General features: G+C 43.3%; 18 protein-coding genes. 14 read left to right on the forward strand and 4 right to left on the reverse strand.

Annotated elements, in window-relative coordinates; all coding sequences use genetic code 11:
* Positions 1 to 50 precede the first annotated feature (50 nt).
* Positions 51 to 509, reverse strand: a complete 459-nt coding sequence (locus EZE20_RS05305; protein ID WP_132115280.1) for a helix-turn-helix transcriptional regulator — start codon at positions 507 to 509, stop codon at positions 51 to 53.
* A gap of 524 nt (positions 510 to 1,033) precedes the next feature.
* On the opposite strand from EZE20_RS05305, the gene EZE20_RS05310 reads away from it, so the two are divergent.
* Entirely contained in the window at positions 1,034 to 1,714 is a 681-nt protein-coding gene (locus tag EZE20_RS05310) for a LytR/AlgR family response regulator transcription factor (protein ID WP_132115282.1), read from the forward strand.
* 559 nt (positions 1,715 to 2,273) lie between these two features.
* On the opposite strand, the gene EZE20_RS05315 is transcribed toward EZE20_RS05310, so the two are convergent.
* Positions 2,274 to 2,612: an IS30 family transposase gene (locus EZE20_RS05315; protein ID WP_132115284.1), complete on the reverse strand. Its 339-nt coding sequence runs from the start codon at positions 2,610 to 2,612 to the stop codon at positions 2,274 to 2,276.
* A gap of 743 nt (positions 2,613 to 3,355) precedes the next feature.
* Positions 3,356 to 4,234, reverse strand: a complete 879-nt coding sequence (locus EZE20_RS05320) for an AraC family transcriptional regulator (protein ID WP_228713566.1) — start codon at positions 4,232 to 4,234, stop codon at positions 3,356 to 3,358.
* 109 nt (positions 4,235 to 4,343) lie between these two features.
* Between EZE20_RS05320 and EZE20_RS05325 the strand changes: the two genes are divergently transcribed.
* The 10 genes from EZE20_RS05325 to EZE20_RS05370 all read left to right on the forward strand — a co-directional run bounded on the left by EZE20_RS05325 (position 4,344) and on the right by EZE20_RS05370 (position 14,655).
* The gene (locus tag EZE20_RS05325; protein WP_132115288.1) at positions 4,344 to 5,141 is read left to right on the forward strand and encodes an SDR family NAD(P)-dependent oxidoreductase; all 798 of its coding nucleotides are present in this window, start codon (positions 4,344 to 4,346) and stop codon (positions 5,139 to 5,141) included.
* Positions 5,138 to 6,064 carry an ROK family protein gene (locus EZE20_RS05330; protein ID WP_132115290.1) on the forward strand — a complete coding sequence of 309 codons (927 nt, stop codon included), beginning with the start codon at positions 5,138 to 5,140 and terminating at the stop codon, positions 6,062 to 6,064. The genes EZE20_RS05325 and EZE20_RS05330 overlap by 4 nt, the downstream gene beginning before the upstream one ends.
* Before the next feature lie 35 nt (positions 6,065 to 6,099).
* The gene (locus tag EZE20_RS05335) at positions 6,100 to 6,903 is read left to right on the forward strand and encodes a sugar isomerase domain-containing protein (RefSeq protein ID WP_132115292.1); all 804 of its coding nucleotides are present in this window, start codon (positions 6,100 to 6,102) and stop codon (positions 6,901 to 6,903) included.
* A gap of 8 nt (positions 6,904 to 6,911) precedes the next feature.
* On the forward strand, positions 6,912 to 8,276 hold the full coding sequence (locus EZE20_RS05340) for an FAD-dependent oxidoreductase (protein WP_132115294.1): 1,365 nt from the start codon (positions 6,912 to 6,914) through the stop codon (positions 8,274 to 8,276).
* Positions 8,263 to 9,231: a phosphotriesterase family protein gene (locus tag EZE20_RS05345; RefSeq protein WP_132115296.1), complete on the forward strand. Its 969-nt coding sequence runs from the start codon at positions 8,263 to 8,265 to the stop codon at positions 9,229 to 9,231. Before EZE20_RS05340 ends, EZE20_RS05345 begins: the two co-directional genes overlap by 14 nt.
* A 40-nt stretch (positions 9,232 to 9,271) precedes the next feature.
* On the forward strand, positions 9,272 to 10,477 hold the full coding sequence (locus EZE20_RS05350) for a Gfo/Idh/MocA family protein (protein ID WP_132115298.1): 1,206 nt from the start codon (positions 9,272 to 9,274) through the stop codon (positions 10,475 to 10,477).
* Between the two features lie 33 nt (positions 10,478 to 10,510).
* A complete protein-coding gene (locus tag EZE20_RS05355; protein ID WP_132115300.1) occupies positions 10,511 to 11,896 on the forward strand; it encodes a Gfo/Idh/MocA family protein in 1,386 nt (461 codons plus the stop codon).
* Between the two features lie 87 nt (positions 11,897 to 11,983).
* Positions 11,984 to 12,910 carry a sugar phosphate isomerase/epimerase family protein gene (locus tag EZE20_RS05360; RefSeq protein ID WP_132115302.1) on the forward strand — a complete coding sequence of 309 codons (927 nt, stop codon included), beginning with the start codon at positions 11,984 to 11,986 and terminating at the stop codon, positions 12,908 to 12,910.
* 152 nt (positions 12,911 to 13,062) lie between these two features.
* Positions 13,063 to 13,938, forward strand: a complete 876-nt coding sequence (locus EZE20_RS05365; RefSeq protein ID WP_132115304.1) for a TraB/GumN family protein — start codon at positions 13,063 to 13,065, stop codon at positions 13,936 to 13,938.
* Positions 13,939 to 14,022: 84 nt separating this feature from the next.
* Entirely contained in the window at positions 14,023 to 14,655 is a 633-nt protein-coding gene (locus tag EZE20_RS05370) for a DUF2721 domain-containing protein (RefSeq protein ID WP_132115306.1), read from the forward strand.
* Here the strand turns inward: EZE20_RS05370 and EZE20_RS05375 are convergent.
* The gene (locus EZE20_RS05375; RefSeq protein WP_228713568.1) at positions 14,652 to 15,725 is read right to left on the reverse strand and encodes a carboxypeptidase-like regulatory domain-containing protein; all 1,074 of its coding nucleotides are present in this window, start codon (positions 15,723 to 15,725) and stop codon (positions 14,652 to 14,654) included. The genes EZE20_RS05370 and EZE20_RS05375 overlap by 4 nt on opposite strands.
* 241 nt (positions 15,726 to 15,966) lie before the next feature.
* Here EZE20_RS05375 and EZE20_RS05380 point away from each other — a divergent pair, with 241 nt between their 5' ends.
* From EZE20_RS05380 to EZE20_RS05390, 3 genes are all read left to right on the forward strand, one after another.
* The gene (locus EZE20_RS05380; RefSeq protein ID WP_132115310.1) at positions 15,967 to 16,347 is read left to right on the forward strand and encodes a DUF3244 domain-containing protein; all 381 of its coding nucleotides are present in this window, start codon (positions 15,967 to 15,969) and stop codon (positions 16,345 to 16,347) included.
* 261 nt (positions 16,348 to 16,608) lie between these two features.
* Positions 16,609 to 17,139 carry a DUF4385 domain-containing protein gene (locus EZE20_RS05385; RefSeq protein WP_132115312.1) on the forward strand — a complete coding sequence of 177 codons (531 nt, stop codon included), beginning with the start codon at positions 16,609 to 16,611 and terminating at the stop codon, positions 17,137 to 17,139.
* Positions 17,140 to 17,235: 96 nt separating this feature from the next.
* A complete protein-coding gene (locus EZE20_RS05390) occupies positions 17,236 to 17,838 on the forward strand; it encodes a YdeI/OmpD-associated family protein (protein ID WP_132115314.1) in 603 nt (200 codons plus the stop codon).
* The last annotated feature ends 14 nt before the right edge of the window (positions 17,839 to 17,852 follow it).

Genomic DNA, 17,852 nt, shown 5'->3' on the forward strand with positions numbered 1-17,852 from the left:
GTCTACCCCTGACATTTTTTTGAAGAAGCTTACAAAGCGTAAATTTAGCTCTATTCTTCAAAGTTATTTAATTCATTATCTGTGTTTTGTATCCAATTCTCCGGGAAAGACTTATGGTATTGATAGTACCAACTTGTTGCTTCTCTTGAATTCTGTACATCGAGGGCTTTGTAAATTTTCTTAATGTAATACCGAACCCCATTCAGTGATATTTCAAGAATTTCAGCTATTTGGTCGTAACTACAACCTTCTGCCAAAAGCTTCAGTATTTGAAACTCCTTGTTTTTTAGACGCGCCGGAGACTGAAAACTATTCGTGACTGACTGAATCGCAACTTCTTTGTATTGAACAGGAGCTGTACTCCTTCTGCTATTAAGTTTAAATGCATTTACTTCAATCACCTCAATTGTAAAGTTTCGTTGCAAGGCTTCAATCAATACTTCCAAGGGCATTGCGGGAGGTATTATCAAGGTAATCTGTCTGTCTGAATTGTTTGAGGGCTCTTTCATTCTGGTAATAAATAATGTGTGTATTTAATTTTTTGAAGGAGTTAACTACTCAGGCAAAGTAGACGATTAGTCTGAATAAAGAATAAACCATTTACACAATGCTTCGTAAATGTGCATATGAACAGCACCTGAAGTACGTGATCGACAGACAATTTAATTTACAAATCAAAATCATAAACATAAATGAAATTTTACAGAAATCTTTTTTGAAGAAGATAGTATACATTCAGATACATAATTCCAGAATGTAGCAAGCGTTCAAATACCTAAAAGATGTACCTCATTGTTGTTCAATTTGTTCTCAAAAACTAAAAAGTTCTGATTTACGGTGGAAGTAATTAAAACGGTTTTTAGCATGAAAGGTTAGATCCGGTTCAGAAAAAGATACATTTGAATAACCCCGGGATGTATTACCTGTGCTTTTTAAAAAATTTCATTAATAGCCAAAAAACTATCAGTTTTTTGGCTATTTTTAATTGATACAGTAGCGAATTGGTACCATAAAATGTAGTGAATGAAGTTATATGAATGTATTGATTATTGAAGATGATCCTGCTTGCAGGCTGCGATTGCAGAGTATGCTTGAACCCCTCCCGGTACTGAGATTGACATTCGTACATACCCTGAGTGAAGCGAGAGCACATTGCTGTACGACATTTCCCGATTTGCTGATTTCTGAAATTAATTTATCTGATGGCGAGATTTTCTCCTTGCTTCGGGAGCTAAAGCCTATCTTCCCGATTATATTGATTACCGCAGATCCGCAGGCGCATATTTTGGATCTTACGCTGGCAATTGCGCCTCAGAGTAATTTGTTAATTAAGCCTTTTCATGCCCTTACTTTACTGGGAATCGTGAAAAAACTACTAACTCCCTTCATCTCGACTACCACTCCCAATGTTTTTCTAATTCCCGGTAAGTTTAGCCATAAGAAAGCTATACCCTTTTCGGATATTCAGTTTATCCACGCAGAAGGAAATTACATTACTATACAAACGCATCATAGCGCCTACACGATTAAATATTCGCTCAGACGTGCCATAAAAGATCTTGATGCTCGTTTCGTGCAGGTTCACAAGGCATTTTTGGTTAATATGGATTACTTCAATCGCCTGAATTTATCAACCAACGAAATCCTCATAAACCGAAAAGTGCTACCTGTTGGCCGCACTTTTCGAAAAAATATAATTGATAAACTGAACTAATTGTACGGGGGCAGCTTTCAACGCCGGGTTTATTTCTATTAGCTATCAAATTAGTGGTTTAGGTCACCGTATTGAACTTATGTAGTATATACTTTTTCTTTATTCAATATGTAGGATTGATACTATACCTGCAAGTATTTCATCACTTTGGCAGGAAAATTGGTGTCTTGGACTTTCTGCAAGTTTTTTACCCTTTTGTTAATAAAACATGTCATTTACTTACATGACGTGCAACTCGTCACCCTTCATTCAAAACAAGTACATTTTTAGCACAAACATTGATCAATAGGTAAATCACATGAATAGTCCAATAACATGTAAAATCTAAACATGAATAAACCATGCGCACACTCCATTGTAATCAACTCTTGGATTCAAGTTTGAAGTGCAACTTGGTATTTAAGAGCACATTGAATGGGAAATAATACCCCAGAGTTTTTCTAGGTCTGTTGTTTAATTGATTTTCAATCCATTTTATGTCACTTTTTTTGACGATATTAATTGGGCAGGATTTCGGAATATACTGCCTAATCAGGCCATTTGTATTTTCATTAAGCCCTCACTCCCAGCTAGGGTAGGGCCTTGCAAAATAGATGTCAGCCTTTAATTCAGCACCAATTTTCTGATGTTTTGAGAACTCTATCCCATTATCAAAAGTAATTGTTTTTACAGGTAAATCACATTTGTTTGCTCTGTAAATCAGCATTTTAGCCAATTCGTCAGCATTTTTAGATTTTAACTTTGAAACAATAGTATACTTCGTTACTCGCTCGACTAAGGTCAACAATACACCTTCATGATTAGCCCCAATTATTGTATCCCCTTCCCAGTGACCAATTTCGGTATTTTGCTCAACCACTGCTGGTTGATCCGGGCCGCCGCTGCGGTTCGATTCCAATCCGGTTTGGAATTGATTCTCTTTTCCCTACACTTCCTCTTTTGCTTTATCTTTTCCTGTGACGAATCCTTAAAAAAGACATAAGGTTCTCATTATCAGTGGATTGGATAGCATATGTATAGCGATAAATTGTCTCATGTCTTATTTGCTTTGAACCCGCTCTACGTGCCAGTACACCGCTTATTTGTTCAGGAGAATAACGTTCCCTTAGGCAGGTAAGAAAGTATCTTCGGTATTGTCAGCGGCAATCCTGCTAATAATGGGTAGTCGGCGAAAAGTGTACGAAAGTGTTGTTAAACAGGCTCTTTTCCCATTAAAATGCTCTTTATAAAGACCAAACCCCATACCCCCTTTGTGATTGCACCATAGCCGCAAGAAGAGTTATATGATAAATTGGGGAACTCAGAAAATACAACTATTGACAAGGTATTTTAGAAAAAATAGCCTGTAACCACTTTCAGAAATCCAACACTCCTGGTCATGCGAGCTATCATTTATGGGCAGGTTTGTTGGCGCCTACTCCATACAAAAACAAGAGGTGGTTAATCGATTGCGAATCAATAAAATGCAAAACAGCTCGGCTGTAAAACAACCGAGCTGTCGAAAATATCCCTCCTCTAAAAATAATATTGGCACAAGTTTACAATATTATTTTTTAAATTCCATACCGAATAAAAATAGTTTAGTACTATATTTTTTTAGCATCCACCTGCGCAACAATTTACATAGCTGTACTCCATCAGTTACACCGATCTTCGAAATTCCACCGGACTTTCCCTGAACTGCTTTCGAAACAAACGATTGAAATTGGACAGATTATTAAATCCCGATTCGTAGCAGATTTCCAGAATGGATAGGTCTGTTTCTTTTAAAAGTCGTTTACTCTCGTTTAGACGTATTTCGATGATGAAAGCCAGAAAAGATTTTTGAGTACGGGATTTGAAGTAGCGGCAAAAGGTTGATTCTGAAAGATTTGTCAGGTCGGAAACTTCCCGAAGTGAGATTGTCTCTTTGTAATGAAGCAGGGCGTATTCCAGCACTTTATTCATTTTCTGACTGTCGCTGACGTTGATACCGCTGATTTGTTGGATGGAAAGTGGCTGTAATTCTCTGGAATCAGATAGTAAGCCAAAGATTTCCAACAACCCTCCCAAACGACCGATTTTGTCACGTTCGAGCATTTCAAAAAGGATAACCTTGATTTTCTTACGGGTATTTCCCAATACCATCAGACCATTTTGGGACAGCGAAAGTACCTGCTTCATTTCGGCCATTTCGGGGCTGTTAAAAAACTCCTTTCCCAAAAAATCTTCCACAAACTGCACGACGATAGAACTAGGCTTTATCGATGCCTCAGGGCCATAAAAAGAGTCATCGGCTTTGAAAAGATGCGGGACGTTCTTACCAATGAACGCAATTTCCCCTTCCTGATAGGACGAAAAACTGTTGCCGATAAATTTATTTCCAAAGCCTTTTTCACAATACACCAATTCATATTCTTCGTGAAAATGCCAGGGCGTTTCGAAATAGGGCGATTCGTAGCGATGAATGATGAAAGAGTTGCCCGGGGTTAGCGGCAGTTTTTGGAATAAGGCATTTTTGGTTGATTTTATATTAGTCAAGATAGTATTGGTATAAGTTGTTTTGTGGTGGAAATATAGCATTAAACCTCCTTTTTTTGTATTGTTTTTCAGTTCATCTGTTTATTAACGGTATTATTTTGCCTGGTGTATGTTACAAAACAAAAAAATAGTCATCATGGGCGGTACAACGGGTATTGGCCTTTCGGCTGCGAAGGCATTTGTCAACCACGGGGCAAAGGTGGTTTTGGTAGGAAGAAATCCAGAAAGTTGTCAGAAGGCGAAAGAAATTATTGGTGAAGCGGGCGAAGTTTTAGTAGGAGATGCCATAGAAGAATCAACTTCAGTACAAGCAATTGATTTGTGTATTCGTGCGTATGGTGGTTTTGATGGGTTATACCACGTAGCCGGAGGAAGTGGAAGGCGATTTGGCGATGGGCCTTTGCACGAACTGAGTTTGGAAGGTTGGAATAAAACGTTTGAACTGAATCTTACGGGTTTGATGCTTTCCAATCAGGCCGCAATTCGAAAATTTCGGGAGCGCAGAACGGGTGGTACAATCCTGAATATGAGCTCCGTGCTAGGTTTTTCACCTTCGCCGAAATACTTCGTGACTCATGCCTATGCGGCTGCCAAATCGGCCGTTATTGGCTTTACCAAATCTATTGCCGCCTATTACGCTTCTGATAATATTAGGGTCAATTTGTTAGCACCTGCCTTGGTCGAAACGCCCATGTCTGAGCGGGCGAGCAAAGACGATGTCATCCTACACTTTGTCAAAACCAAACAGCCCCTCGATGGGGGAAGAAACGGTCGTCCCGAGGATTTGGACAGTGCAGCAATTTACTTTATGTCAGACGGGTCTGGATTTACTACCGGTCAAACGCTTTACGTGGACGGCGGCTGGGAAGTGTCGGAAGGTCAATATCAAAACGCAGTAGAACAATGAAAACAGCCATTGGAATTGACGTAGGCGGGACCAATAGTAAGGGAATCATTCTCAATTCAGAAGGAGAGATTTTGAATGAATATTCGGTACCAACCAACGATGACGGCGAGGGAAAATGGCGAGAGACGATACTGGAAGTAGTACAGCATCTTAAAAGCGTTCATTATGAGCCAATTGAGCTGATAGGGTTGTCATGTCCTGGCTTTGCCAATGAGGCAAACAGTTGTATTTCCTACATGCCGGGGCGGTTGTTGGGCGTGGAAAATTTCCAATGGGAAGCCTATTTCGCTACCAGAACTTTCGTAATCAACGACGCGCACGCAGCACTGATCGCTGAGTCTGCTTTTGGAGAAATCCGTGGTTACAAAAATGCCATTCTGTTGACTTTGGGAACCGGGGTAGGTGGCGGTTTACTAATAAACGGGGAATTGTATCAAGGTTTAAGCCAAATGGCGGGACATTTTGGGCACACCACAATTAATGCAGGCGATGATGAACTAAGCATCCTGGGAATGCCCGGCAGCCTTGAATACGCCCTGGGAAATTATTCTATTAAACGGCGATCTTCAGGGCGATTTTCTTCGACCTACCAATTGGTGCAGGGGTACAAAGATAACGATCCATTTGCTACCTGGCTATGGCTGGATTCACTACGTAAACTAAGCTTGGCTATTGCCTCATTTGCCAATGCGCTATCGCCCGAAATCATCGTACTGGCCGGAGGAATAACCAAAGCCGATGCAGCCTTATTTACACCGCTTAACGCATTTTTGGACGTATATGAGTTTAGACCCAAAGAAAAACAAACGATTATAAAACAGGCCAAATTCAGCGATTTGGCCGGGGCTGTTGGAGCTGCCGCTTTTGCCATCGAAAAGGCAAAAAATAGAACAACTCCTGCCATTGGTTTACCACATATTTAGTCCCCTATTCTCCCAAAACTTTCATCAATATTCTTATGAGTTATACAAAACAATACTTACAAAAATGCCAGGGCCTGATGGAGGCAGTTGCTTTGCAGGAAGATAAAATTCTGGAAGTTGCCCGTTTGTTTGCCAATTCCATTTTGTCGGGCCGCATGGTACATATTTTTGGCAGCGGCCACAGCCGAATTATGGTGGAAGAAATGTGGCCGCGCTACGGTTCTTTTCCGGGCTTTAATCCGATTGTAGAGCTGTCGCTAACATTCCATAATCTCGTCGTGGGAGCCAACGGTCAGCGACAGGCCATGTTTTTGGAAAATGTCCCGGGCTTTGCCAAACAAATCCTGCGAAATTTTGACTTAACCGACGAAGATTCTGCGCTTATCATTTCCTCCTCAGGGTGCAATGTGGTTCCAATTGAATTGGCCGAGCTGTTTCAAAAACAAGGAATCAAAACCGTAGGAATTATTTCGGAGAAACATTCCGAAGTAAGCATCAGCAAGCGGAAAGACGGACTGAAATTACAGGATTTCTGTGGCATTGTTCTGGATTCGGGCGCACCCATCGGCGATGCCATGATTCAGGTCGAAAATTTGGACACGCCCGTTGCGCCCGGCTCTACGGTTGGTTCGTGTATGATTATCAATTGTATAAAAGCTGAATTGGCAAATCTATTGACACAGGCCGGCGAGCCCCCCAAAGTGCTCACGGCCGCTGCTATTGTGGGAGCAGAACGGGCCACGGAGTTGTTTCAGTCAGCCTATGATGAGCACGCGCACCGTGTTTCACGATTGTATAAAAAAGTGGGAATACAGAGTTATGTGTCGGAGAAAAACTGAAAAAGTGTATGTTTAGGAATAGGAAAATAATTGAAAACGTAGATATTCTGGTCATTGGCGCGGGCTCGGCAGGTTGTATGGCGGCCATTGGTGCGGCGATTTCGTCGAAACATAACGTGCTTTTAGTTGAACGTTACGGTTTTTTCGGCGGTACTTCCACGCAAATGTTGGATACTTTTTACGGGTTTTTTACACCCGGCGAAAATCCGAAAAAAATTGTGGGAGGATTGCCGGATACTGTTGTAAATGAATTGAATAAACATGGCGAAATTTTCCTGAGACCCAACACGTATGGCGCAGGTACGGGTGTCAACTATAATCCCGAACGACTCAAAAATGTGTGGGATACCCTATTGTTCAGGGCAGGGGTTGATGTATTGCTGCATACCACCTTGATTGATGTCCAATCAACTCCCGATGGTCGGTACGAATGTATTTTTTGGAATAAATCTGGTTTTTGGTCAATTACGCCTAGACGGGTTATTGATGCCTCTGGCGATGCGGATTTCTGTCATTTGGCTGGCTTTGACTACGAAATTGCGGGTGAACAAGAACCGGCTCAAAGCCTGACAACGACCTTCCGAATGGCCAATGTGGAGTTGGAAGAATACGAAAAAGCAGGTGGCAAAAAAATGCTGGCCCAACACATGGCCGATACCTCCATGCCATTGCCTCGTAAGGAAGGCTCCGCGCACGCGATGAACATCCCCAGGTGCATTTCAACCGTGGCTGTGAAAGTTTCGGGGTTGAATGCGCTGAATATAAACGAGTTGACACAGGCCGAGATAGAGGGTCGAAAGCAGGCGTTTTTGTTTGAAAGCTTTTTTCGGAAAGAAGTGCCCGGCTATGCCGATGCCAAAATCATTGGTTTATCTCACCAAATCGGCGTTCGTGAAACCCGGCGCGTGTACGGTGAACATCGACTCACGAAGGAAGAGTGTATGTCGGCGCAAATCCCCGACGATTCCATCCTTCTCTGCGGTGCACCCATCGAAGACCACCGCGAAGGCAAAAACGGAGCGAGTGAAACCCATTGGGAATATATCCCGAAAAACGGCATTTACGGTGTGCCATACGGTACCATCGTTCCCAAAGGAAGCCAAACAGTATGGGTAGTGGGAAGGTGTTTTTCGGCCACGCACGATGCCCACGCATCCTGTCGCTCCATGGCACAAACTATGTCTATGGGAACGGCCGCCGGATTAGCGGCGGGTCTGTCGCTTGCCCATGATTTTTCTGCAACTGCATTGGATCTGAGTCTTTTGCGGGAAGAGCTTTTTAAAGGTGGAGGTATTTTAGAAGTACCTGATAAAAAAGCAAGTACGGGCAAAGAAGATTGGACATTAAATGTAAACAGCCATGTCTTTCATTAGAACTATATTGGGGGATATTCCGACGGATGAGATTGGAGTTACGTTCTCGCACGAGCACGTAATGATCGATGAAAGTTATGTGACTTTCCAAAATCCTGATTTTTTGTTAAATGATATTGACAAAATCAGTCAGGAATTAGTGGGGTTAAAAGAGTTGGGTTGTAGTCTGATGGTGGATGCCATGCCTGCCAATGCCGGAAGAAATGCCGCTAAAATGGCTGATATTTCACAACGGACCGGTGTTCATCTCATTGGCTGTACGGGTATGCATCAGGAAATATATTATCCTGCGAGTCATTGGCGGTATCAGTATTCCGAAGATCAATTGACAGACCTTTTTATTGCCGATATTCAGACGGGTATTGATACATTTGATTACAATGGGCCTGTGATTAATCGTAGCGAATTTAAAGCTGGACTATTGAAATTAGCCACCGGTGATGAGCCATTTACGTTGCATCAGCAAAAGATTTTTCGTGCCGTAGTCAATGCGCATCGGGAAACGGGAGCGCCTATCCTAACCCATACCACCAACGGAAATCAGGCACTGGAACAGGCACTGCTTTTTGATAAATTGGGTGCGGATTTAAATCATGTTGTACTTTCACATACCGATCGAAACAAGGATTTGGGTTACCATCTTGAATTAATGCAAACGGGCGTCAGTGTAGAATATGACAGCGCTTTTCGGTGGAAAAACGACCAGGAAAACTGGACGTATTGGCTGCTGGAAAAACTACTGTTTGCGTATCCGAACCAAATCACCGTCGGGATGGATGCGGCCCGAAATACGTACTGGAAATCGTATGACGGAAAACCGGGACTGGATTATTTGTTGACGAACTTTGTCGAAGGGCTGACAGAGAGAGGTTTACATCCTTTTTTTAATAAATTATTCATCGAAAATCCCCAACGCATATTCAGCTTTAAAGAGCAAAAAAACGCTTATATGTGATGAGCAAAAATTAATAATTAACCTTATTTAAGATTTAACGATGGCAAAAATTGGTATTCTCGGCGGGGGCTTTATCGGCCGCTTCTACGCCGAATCATTAAGCGGCCGACGCGGCAAAGATACAGTCGAGGTCGTTTTCTCCCGTCGGGAAGAATCGGCGGCGCGCTTTGCAAAAGACTATGCGGTCGCTCATTATTTTACTGATATGGAAGAAGCGGTCAGGCATCCCGATGCCGAAATAATCGTTATTGCCCTTCCCAACTATCAGCACGAAGAAGCGGTAAACCTGTGCGTAAAGCATAAAAAGGCCGTTTTGTGTACCAAGCCGCTGGGCCGCACCGCCGAAGAAGCCCTGCGCATGATGACTGCCTGCGAAAAGGCCGGTATTTTTGCGGGTTACCTGGAAGACCTGTGTTATACCCCAAAATTCCTGAAATCACTCAGTAGTGTCAAGAGCGGAGCAATTGGCCGAATTCTTTGGGCCAAATCCAGAGAAACGCACCCCGGACCACATTCTGATTGGTTTTGGGATCTCGAATTGGCAGGGGGCGGTGCCATGCTGGATATGGGTTGCCATTGTGTCGAAATTTCCCGCAGCTTTATTGGCAAAGACATCAAACCCGTGGAGGTGATGTGCTGGGCCGATACGCAGGTTAAACCCATTGACGCCGAAGACCACGCCATTGGGCTTGTCAAATATGAGAACGGAGCTATTGGACAGTTTGAAGTAAGTTGGACCTTCCGGGGCGGAATGGATCTGCGCGACGAAATCATGGGTACCGAAGGGACAATCTGGCTGAACTCCTGGTTGCGCACTGGTTTTGAAATGTTTACGAGCGGCGCGGGCGATGGCGGTTACGTCGTGGAAAAGGCCGAATCGGCCACCGGATGGCAATTCCCTGTGGGCGACGAAGCGCACGAATTGGGTTACACCAATATGTTCATTGATATGTTCAACGCCTTTGAGCGAGGAACGCAGCCTACTGAAACTTTTTATGATGGTTATGTGGTCAACGCCATCATTGATGCTGCTTATAAATCAGCGAAAACTAAACAATGGGAACCCGTGGAGCTTCCGATATGGCGCGGACAAACGGGACTGTCCAAACCATCGGTATATAAAGAATACGATGCTGATCATTGGTTCATTAAAGAGGAAATCCTGCCCAATGGTGATAAAAAAGTCATTTTACGAAAGAAAGAAACGGGTGAAATTGTAGAGTTGGAAACCATGAAAAATGACTAAAACATTTTTTGAAAGAGTTTAATTTTTGTAAAAATGGGAAATTCAAGAAGAAAGTTTTTGAAAAATGTCAGCGGTTCCGTTGCGGCACTTAGTCTGGCAACCAACGCTTCTGCCGAAGAGCAAACCGTCAAAAGGACACTGCTGCCCACGGCCAAAGTAGCGGCGGTAGATAAAATCAGAATTGGGCTGATCGGCTCAGGAATCATTGGACTCATTGACACCGACGCCGCCCTGAAAGTTGACGGTGTAGAGCTGGGAGCGGTGTGCGATTTGTACGACGGGCGGTTGGTACGTGCCAAAGAAAAATGGAGTAAAGATCTGTTTGTGACTAAAGATTACCGTGAACTATTGGCCCGTAAAGACATCGACGCCGTACTTATTTGTACACCCGACCACTGGCACCAAAAAATGGCCATCGACGCAATGAACGCAGGAAAACACGTGTATTGCGAAAAACCGATGGTTAAACGAATTGAGGAAGGGCAGGCCATCATTGATACGCAAAAGAAAACGGGCAAGGTGTTGCAGGTAGGCAGTCAACGCGCCAGCAGTATTGCTATTTTGGAAGCCAAAAAATACTTTGAACAAGGCGCTATTGGCGAATTGACCTACGTAGAAGCTTACTGCGACCGCACCGACGCCAAAGGAGCCTGGCAGTATTCCATTCCGACCGATGCCTCGCCGCAAACCATTGATTTTGAAGCGTTTTTGGGGAATGCACCCAAAATCCCTTTCAGCGCGGAACGGTTTTTTCGGTGGCGCAATTACAAAGAATATGGCACCGGTTCGGCGGGTGATTTGATCGTGCATTTGTTGACGGGTCTGCATACCATCACGGGTGCTATCGGACCGACTAAAATCATGGCGCTGGGCGAAGTGAATTACTGGAAAGACGGTCGGGATGCCTACGATTTGGTCAATTCATTTATGACCTATCCCGAAGCCAAAACGCATCCATCATTTCAACTATACACCCGCGTTAATCTGGCGAGCGGAGAAGGCAAAGGTGGTTTTGGTATTAAACTAATCGGTACCGACGGAGCGATTGACATCGGTTGGAATGACTTTAAATTAAAAACCCTGAAACGAAGCGTTGCACCGGGATTTGGCGGATATGATTCATTTGACAGCTTTTCGGCGCAGCAAAAAGAAGAATTTACGAAATGGTACAAAGAAAAATACGGCGATGCCAAAGGCGGTTTTGAAATGGGCAAAACCATTGAGTTTACCCCACCCAAAGGCTACGACGACCGTGTTGACCACATGATTTCCTTTTTCAACGGCATTCGGAACGGTGCTCCAATTTTGGAAGATGCCACCTTTGGACTCAGAACGGCAGGGCCTTCCATTGCCTGCAACATCAGTTCGGCCCAAAATAAAGCCCTGAATTGGGATGCGGTAAAAATGAAATTGAGTTAGTACAGACCTTACAGGTCGGATCTTTGCCATTCCGTATAACCTGTAAGGTTTTTTTGTACTTTTAATTTGTCCAAATACTACCTACTTATGGAATCAAACCAATTGAACCGACGTAATTTTCTATCCATTCTGCCCGCAATTCCGCTGGCATCGGTAGTGACTCCTGCACCGGCCGCATTTTCCATTGCCTGCAACGACTACAATTGGATAACTTTTTATAAGCGGGAAAACAAAGTGTGGGGCGGAGAGCATTTGGAGCAGAATATTGCGGATGTTGCCAAAACGGGTATCAAGGCATTTGAGCCTAATTTGGCAAATAGAGCAATGGCCGAAAACTACGTAGCCGCTTTGAAAAAACACAAAATTGCGATGCCTTCTATTTATGTCGGCAGTGTTTTACACGAGGCGGAAGCGATCGGAAAATCCATTGTGACGATTCTGGAAATAGCCGATGTGGTGAAAAAATATGGTACTAAAATCGTGGTAACCAATCCAAATCCTATTAAGTGGGGGGCGCCTGAACTCAAAAATGATGCGCAATTGGCCTTGCAGGCCGCTGCCATGGAGCGACTAGGTGCCAAGTTGCGAAAAAAGGGACTTACATTGGCCTACCACACGCACGACGTGGAATTGAAAGCTGGTGCCCGGGAGTTTCACCATATTTTACTCAATACGAGTCCGCAAAATGTTTCCTTTTGTTTTGATGTGCATTGGGTCTATCGCGGTACCGAAAACTCACAGGCTGCCGTTTTTGATGTGTTGAAATTATACGGAAAAAGAGTGGTAGAACTGCACATCAGGCAATCAGTCAATGGTATTTGGGCAGAAACGTTTACAGCCGAAGGTGATATTGATTACGACCGCCTGGTTCAGGAACTTTCGTCCATGAAGATTCGTCCGCACGTGGTGATTGAGCAATGCCTGGAAACAAAATCTCCTAATACGCTGAATGCGGTAGAAGCGCATACTCAGGATTTAGCCGTAGTGGAAAAGACGTTTAAGGCCTTGCTGTAACTGGATGAATTGAGTTTCAGAATTGGCTTTATTTTAAGCGTGAATCAGAAAACAGTAGTACATGCATACAATAACTACGGAACAAAAGTGGAAAAGTAGAAAGTTTGATAAAAACAAGTAACTTGGCTTATCGCTAATCATACTGATACTTTATGCTTCGTTTAGGTGTTTATATTGTATTTCTACTAATCCCTTTTCGATTAGCCGGACAGTCCAAACCAAAAACAATTTTATGGGAGGTGCGTAGCGAAAATGTTCCGTACGTGTCTTATTTGCTGGGAACTTTCCACGAGGTTCAGCCCGATTTTATTCATTCGCTGCCTGCCACAACTCAAAAGCTGAAAAATGCTGAGGTCCTGTTTATAGAAAAATCGGCAGATAATCAGCTGGATGTGAGTTCTGGGACTAGCTATGCAACCTGGAACCGTGAGAAATGGCAGCAACTACTTACACAACAGCAGCAGCAGCGCATGTCTGCTTTTGTGACAAAGGCCGAAGATGATAGTTATTACAAGCTTCCACCTTTGGTTCTGACGCTTACCCTTGCACGATTATACATTCAAAATTTTTGTGACACCCTGCATCGGGCATCGTATGAATTAATGGATCATCGGATAGAAAAATTAGGAAAAGCAACTGGTATACCTGTTGTTTCTTTGGATAAAGAACACGCACTAATTCTTAAAGAAGGGTCTGAATCGAGAGATTCCGTGCAAAATTCCGGATATGTGGCTGCGTGTGTAACCCTGATGGACCTTATGTTGCGCGATGATGCCACCGATTGTGAAGTATTGAATCGATACCTGGAATTTGACATTGACTATGCGCTCGAACTGGAAAGCCCACCCGGAAGTGACGCCTTGCAACTAACCGAGCGAAATTTACTATGGTTGCCTAAACTCCATGAAGCCTTTCAAAAAAAGAATTGTTTTGTGGCCGTTGGTTACGGACACTTGCGTTACAGCAGCGGACTCCTCATGCAGCTGAAAAGGCTCGGTTACAGTGTTTCGCCCATTTCGGCCCGATAAGTCGAATCTTTTTCAGTTCTACGCGTGTTACTAATCATTAGCGACAGCATCAAAATAACTGAAATACTACATAAAATAGTACCTATGGGAGATTTACCTGCGATAACCCGATTATCCCAAACGCTGACCATTCTTTCGTCCATGATCGCACCGGTGGTGCTTATTTTGGCCTGCGGATCACTGATTACGATTACTTCGCAGCGGCTGAGCCGTGTCATTGATCGTTGCCGGTATCTGCTCGAACAGCTGAAAACATTGGTGCAGCAAAGCGGTGAAGAACCAGAAACCTTGACGCGGGAAGGTGCCTTGCTGTTTTATCTGATGGAGAAAGCTACCACACGTACCCGACTATTGCAGCGGGCACTTACGACCCTCTATTTATCTTTGGGCGTCTTTATTGCTACAAGTTTGAGTTTGGGAATACTGGACGTAATCAATTCAAGAAGGACGTGGTTGCCGGTTTTATTGAGCATGATTGGCGCAGTTATGCTTTTTTATACCAGTGTTTTGCTCATTCGGGAATCAAGTCTTGCGCGGCAGGCTGTTAACCGAGAGATGGATGAGGCGCTTCACTATTTCAAAACAAACCTGGAAGGGTTAACTAAGCGTAAAAAAAGATGGTGGCAGCGCCGGCGCAAAACAGAAACGAAAGCACCAGAAAAGTCGGAAGTTAACCTGCTCACGGATAATATTTCGGTAAATGAAGATTCAGCCTAATCCCGCTTCCAGTCGGAGGGTAATAGATTGGCGAAGCGGTCGTTGCCCAGGTCGCCTCTTATTTCAAATCCCATGGGTGTAACCACCCATCCTTGTGGTGTAATCACAATATATCCGTTTGGCATCTTTATAGTACTGTACGAGTATGCCATATCGGTGTAGGGCGACCGCCCGCGTTTGTTCATATTAAACACTTCCAGCTGTGTTTGGGTAACTACCAACCGCTCTGTTTCTAATTCTCCGGGCTGAATCAACGTTATACCCCGCACTTCTTCGAGTCGATTATTCAAATGATTTTTTAGCGGGTTTAATCCATTGTATACCCGAACGGTGTTGAAAACCCGGCGAGACTCCGGAATTTCCTGAAATACCCGAAATCCATTTTCCTGAAGGCTATCAGATACCATACTGGAAAGTAGCTGTTTGAGTGAACCTTTGTAGGCAATTTTCTGATTGGCCCGCCAAAGTTTTTGTTGCGCCTCGTTTTCAGGTTTCATCAACTCAAATCGGGTGTTCCCGCCGTAGTACACCTTCCCTTCATGATAGTCAAAATCGTCAAGATCCTGATGGATGATATAACCGAGTGCGTAATTCTCAATAATTAAAGGACTCGTAGTTTGGGCCAACAGGTGGCCATTGTCAGGAGCCGTAATTCGCAATACTTCCGGATTTCGTAGCTTGCACTGTTTACTAAACTTGCTTTGCCCCAATAATTCCCTGGTAATAATCTTGATGCGTTGCTGCAATAACTTACTTTTTCGGGAGTAAATGATGACCCCGTCCAGTTCAATTCCTTCCCTCATTTTGAAATGTACCGTTTTTAGACCAGGCTGTTCAAAGCGAACGATTTCTTTGATGGGGTTGAAGCCTAAACTAGACACCGCAAGTTCCAGGTTTCCCAAAGGCAAATTGGCGAGCGTATAGGCTCCGTTTTCATTGGTAGTAGTGCCAATCGAGGAATTATTTATGTATACATTGGCAAACGGAATAGGTGCTCCGGTTTTCTCATTGGTTACTTTACCTGATATAGTCACCTGAGCAGATTGACCATAAACAATTGCAGTAAACAAACTGAGGATTGTGGTAAAGAGTGATTTTCTGATACTAGGAAATGAAAAAATCGAGTACATGAAACGGAACTTTTAGATAGACCTGGCAAAGATAATCCTAACGTTTGAAATCCTGTAATGAAGGATTTCGCCGCTCATCCAATAATAAATCCATTCCTGTACTTTGTTATACATAGTACCTTTTAATACCCCAACTTTGTAGAGTCAAAAAGACAAAAACTAGCCAAAACAAAACTAAGCCATGAAAACTAACTTAAAATTCATCCTTGTTGCCTTTACCTTAGCCACTACCGTAGCATTTGCCGGTCCGGGTGAAGAATCTAAAAAAGCGACTTCGTTCTCCACCGGAATTTATACCTCCGTAGATGGCAGATTAAACGTAAATATTGAGAAGTCAAAGCTTGCTGCCGCCACTGTCTTAATCCTAAATTCAAATGGGGATATTCTGGCACGTGAGAGTATAGGAAAAAAGCAATCCGAAGCCTCTATTAAGTTCGACCTGAGTCAGTTACAGGAAGGTGAGTATAAACTTGCCATCGTGAGTAACTCAGAAAAGGAAGTAAAAGATTTTGTAATTACCAGCGAAAAAGAGATTACAAAAAGGACTCTGACTTTTGAATAAGACTTTGATAAATAGTCTTAGGGTTTACAGGCTGAGAAGGATCGTTCCTTCTCAGCTATTTTTTTGGAAAAGGGTTAAGTTTTTGCCGATCACTTGCTTCCAATGATCCCGTGCACTAGCGGCATCAGGCTGGAAATAGCATTGACTTAGTTTCGAATTTGGAGCAATTTTGAGGCAATTGAGAATACTATTTTGAGTCAGGAACTGTCCGGCATTCTTTTTTAACGAGCTAATTATATTCCCAAATTCTCAAAATATTCTATGGCTCGCAATGCTTTTGATTACACGCTTGATTTCAAAAAGACAGATTTTCGTAAAAATCCCGAGCTGTACCGCATCGGGGTGGGAGAGCAGGGCGTGTTGCTGGTGGAACCCTACAAATCCGAACTGCTTCCACACTGGAAATTCAGGACGGAAGAACTTGCCAGGATTTCTGCCCAAACTATCTTCGGACTTTTTGAAAAGTATCTTCTGGAAAATGATTTTATTGGTGCCGATATGGCTCGTAAGTACCTTCAAATGGGTTTTACGCGGGCGCGTCGCTATGCGAACCACAAAAGTGGCCGCAAATATTCCGCAGGGGATCAGGATCAAAGCTCCGGAAAGGAATACCCGTACTCGGCAGGCAGCAAGAACAAAGGCAATGCGCAACTACAACAGGAGGATGATGCACTTTCCAATGAAAAAGCACGGGCTGCTGCCATTTTTAAAGAATTTTGGTTTCGGGCAAAGGATCATCCGGAATATATTCGGCAAAAAGAGGAATTTCGGGAAAGGTATTATGGTTCATGAAGGATGACTGATCGCAATAAGTTTGGAAAGTGATCGGCTAGTTTCTTGGGATTTGAATATCTTTCCGGATCGAATTTTTCAATGGTGACATATACAATGGCTGAGAAAGAAGTTTCTACATTTTGTCCGGCAAATCGGCAGGAATGGAGAGAATGGTTGCAAAAGAATCATTCGGTTGAAAAGTCCATATGGCTTATTTACTATAAAAAGACTTCAAAAACCCCATCTCTCACGTGGAGTGAGGCTGTGGATGAAGCCTTATGCTTTGGCTGGATTGACAGTCTTGCCAGGCCTTTGGACAATGAACGGTATCAACAGTTATTCAGCCCGCGAAAGCCTAAAAGCGTGTGGTCGAAGATCAATAAGGAAAAAATAAAGAAGCTTATAGAAACGGGATTAATGACTCAGGCTGGCCTGAACGTGATAGAAATTGCTAAACAGAACGGCTCCTGGACTATTCTGGATGAGGTAGAAGAACTTGTAATACCCAACGACCTGACTTTGGCACTTGCTCAAAACACCAATGCCCAAAACTATTTTCAAAACCTGAGCCGGTCGGATAAACGAAATTTGTTGCAGTGGGTAACGCTGGCCAAACGCGCAGAAACACGGCAAAAGCGGATCGACGAGATTGTCGACTGTACCTCACGGAATGAAAAGCCTGGCATCCTCTTGTGGAAAAAGAAGTCGGAATCTTGAATCATTTAAATAAT

Source organism: Arundinibacter roseus (assembly GCF_004348825.1).
GTDB classification, from domain to species: Bacteria; Bacteroidota; Bacteroidia; order Cytophagales; family Spirosomataceae; genus Arundinibacter; species Arundinibacter roseus.

Bases quoted from the DNA above. Each gene is read 5' to 3' on its own strand.
- EZE20_RS05305 (WP_132115280.1), bottom strand. From the start codon at position 509: ATGAAAGAGCCCTCAAACAATTCAGACAGACAGATTACCTTGATAATA.
- EZE20_RS05310 (WP_132115282.1), top strand. From the start codon at position 1,034: ATGAATGTATTGATTATTGAAGATGATCCTGCTTGCAGGCTGCGATTG.
- EZE20_RS05325 (WP_132115288.1), top strand. From the start codon at position 4,344: ATGTTACAAAACAAAAAAATAGTCATCATGGGCGGTACAACGGGTATT.
- EZE20_RS05330 (WP_132115290.1), top strand. From the start codon at position 5,138: ATGAAAACAGCCATTGGAATTGACGTAGGCGGGACCAATAGTAAGGGA.
- EZE20_RS05335 (WP_132115292.1), top strand. From the start codon at position 6,100: ATGAGTTATACAAAACAATACTTACAAAAATGCCAGGGCCTGATGGAG.
- EZE20_RS05340 (WP_132115294.1), top strand. From the start codon at position 6,912: ATGTTTAGGAATAGGAAAATAATTGAAAACGTAGATATTCTGGTCATT.
- EZE20_RS05345 (WP_132115296.1), top strand. From the start codon at position 8,263: ATGTCTTTCATTAGAACTATATTGGGGGATATTCCGACGGATGAGATT.
- EZE20_RS05350 (WP_132115298.1), top strand. From the start codon at position 9,272: ATGGCAAAAATTGGTATTCTCGGCGGGGGCTTTATCGGCCGCTTCTAC.
- EZE20_RS05355 (WP_132115300.1), top strand. From the start codon at position 10,511: ATGGGAAATTCAAGAAGAAAGTTTTTGAAAAATGTCAGCGGTTCCGTT.
- EZE20_RS05360 (WP_132115302.1), top strand. From the start codon at position 11,984: ATGGAATCAAACCAATTGAACCGACGTAATTTTCTATCCATTCTGCCC.
- EZE20_RS05365 (WP_132115304.1), top strand. From the start codon at position 13,063: ATGCTTCGTTTAGGTGTTTATATTGTATTTCTACTAATCCCTTTTCGA.
- EZE20_RS05370 (WP_132115306.1), top strand. From the start codon at position 14,023: ATGGGAGATTTACCTGCGATAACCCGATTATCCCAAACGCTGACCATT.
- EZE20_RS05380 (WP_132115310.1), top strand. From the start codon at position 15,967: ATGAAAACTAACTTAAAATTCATCCTTGTTGCCTTTACCTTAGCCACT.
- EZE20_RS05385 (WP_132115312.1), top strand. From the start codon at position 16,609: ATGGCTCGCAATGCTTTTGATTACACGCTTGATTTCAAAAAGACAGAT.
- EZE20_RS05390 (WP_132115314.1), top strand. From the start codon at position 17,236: ATGGCTGAGAAAGAAGTTTCTACATTTTGTCCGGCAAATCGGCAGGAA.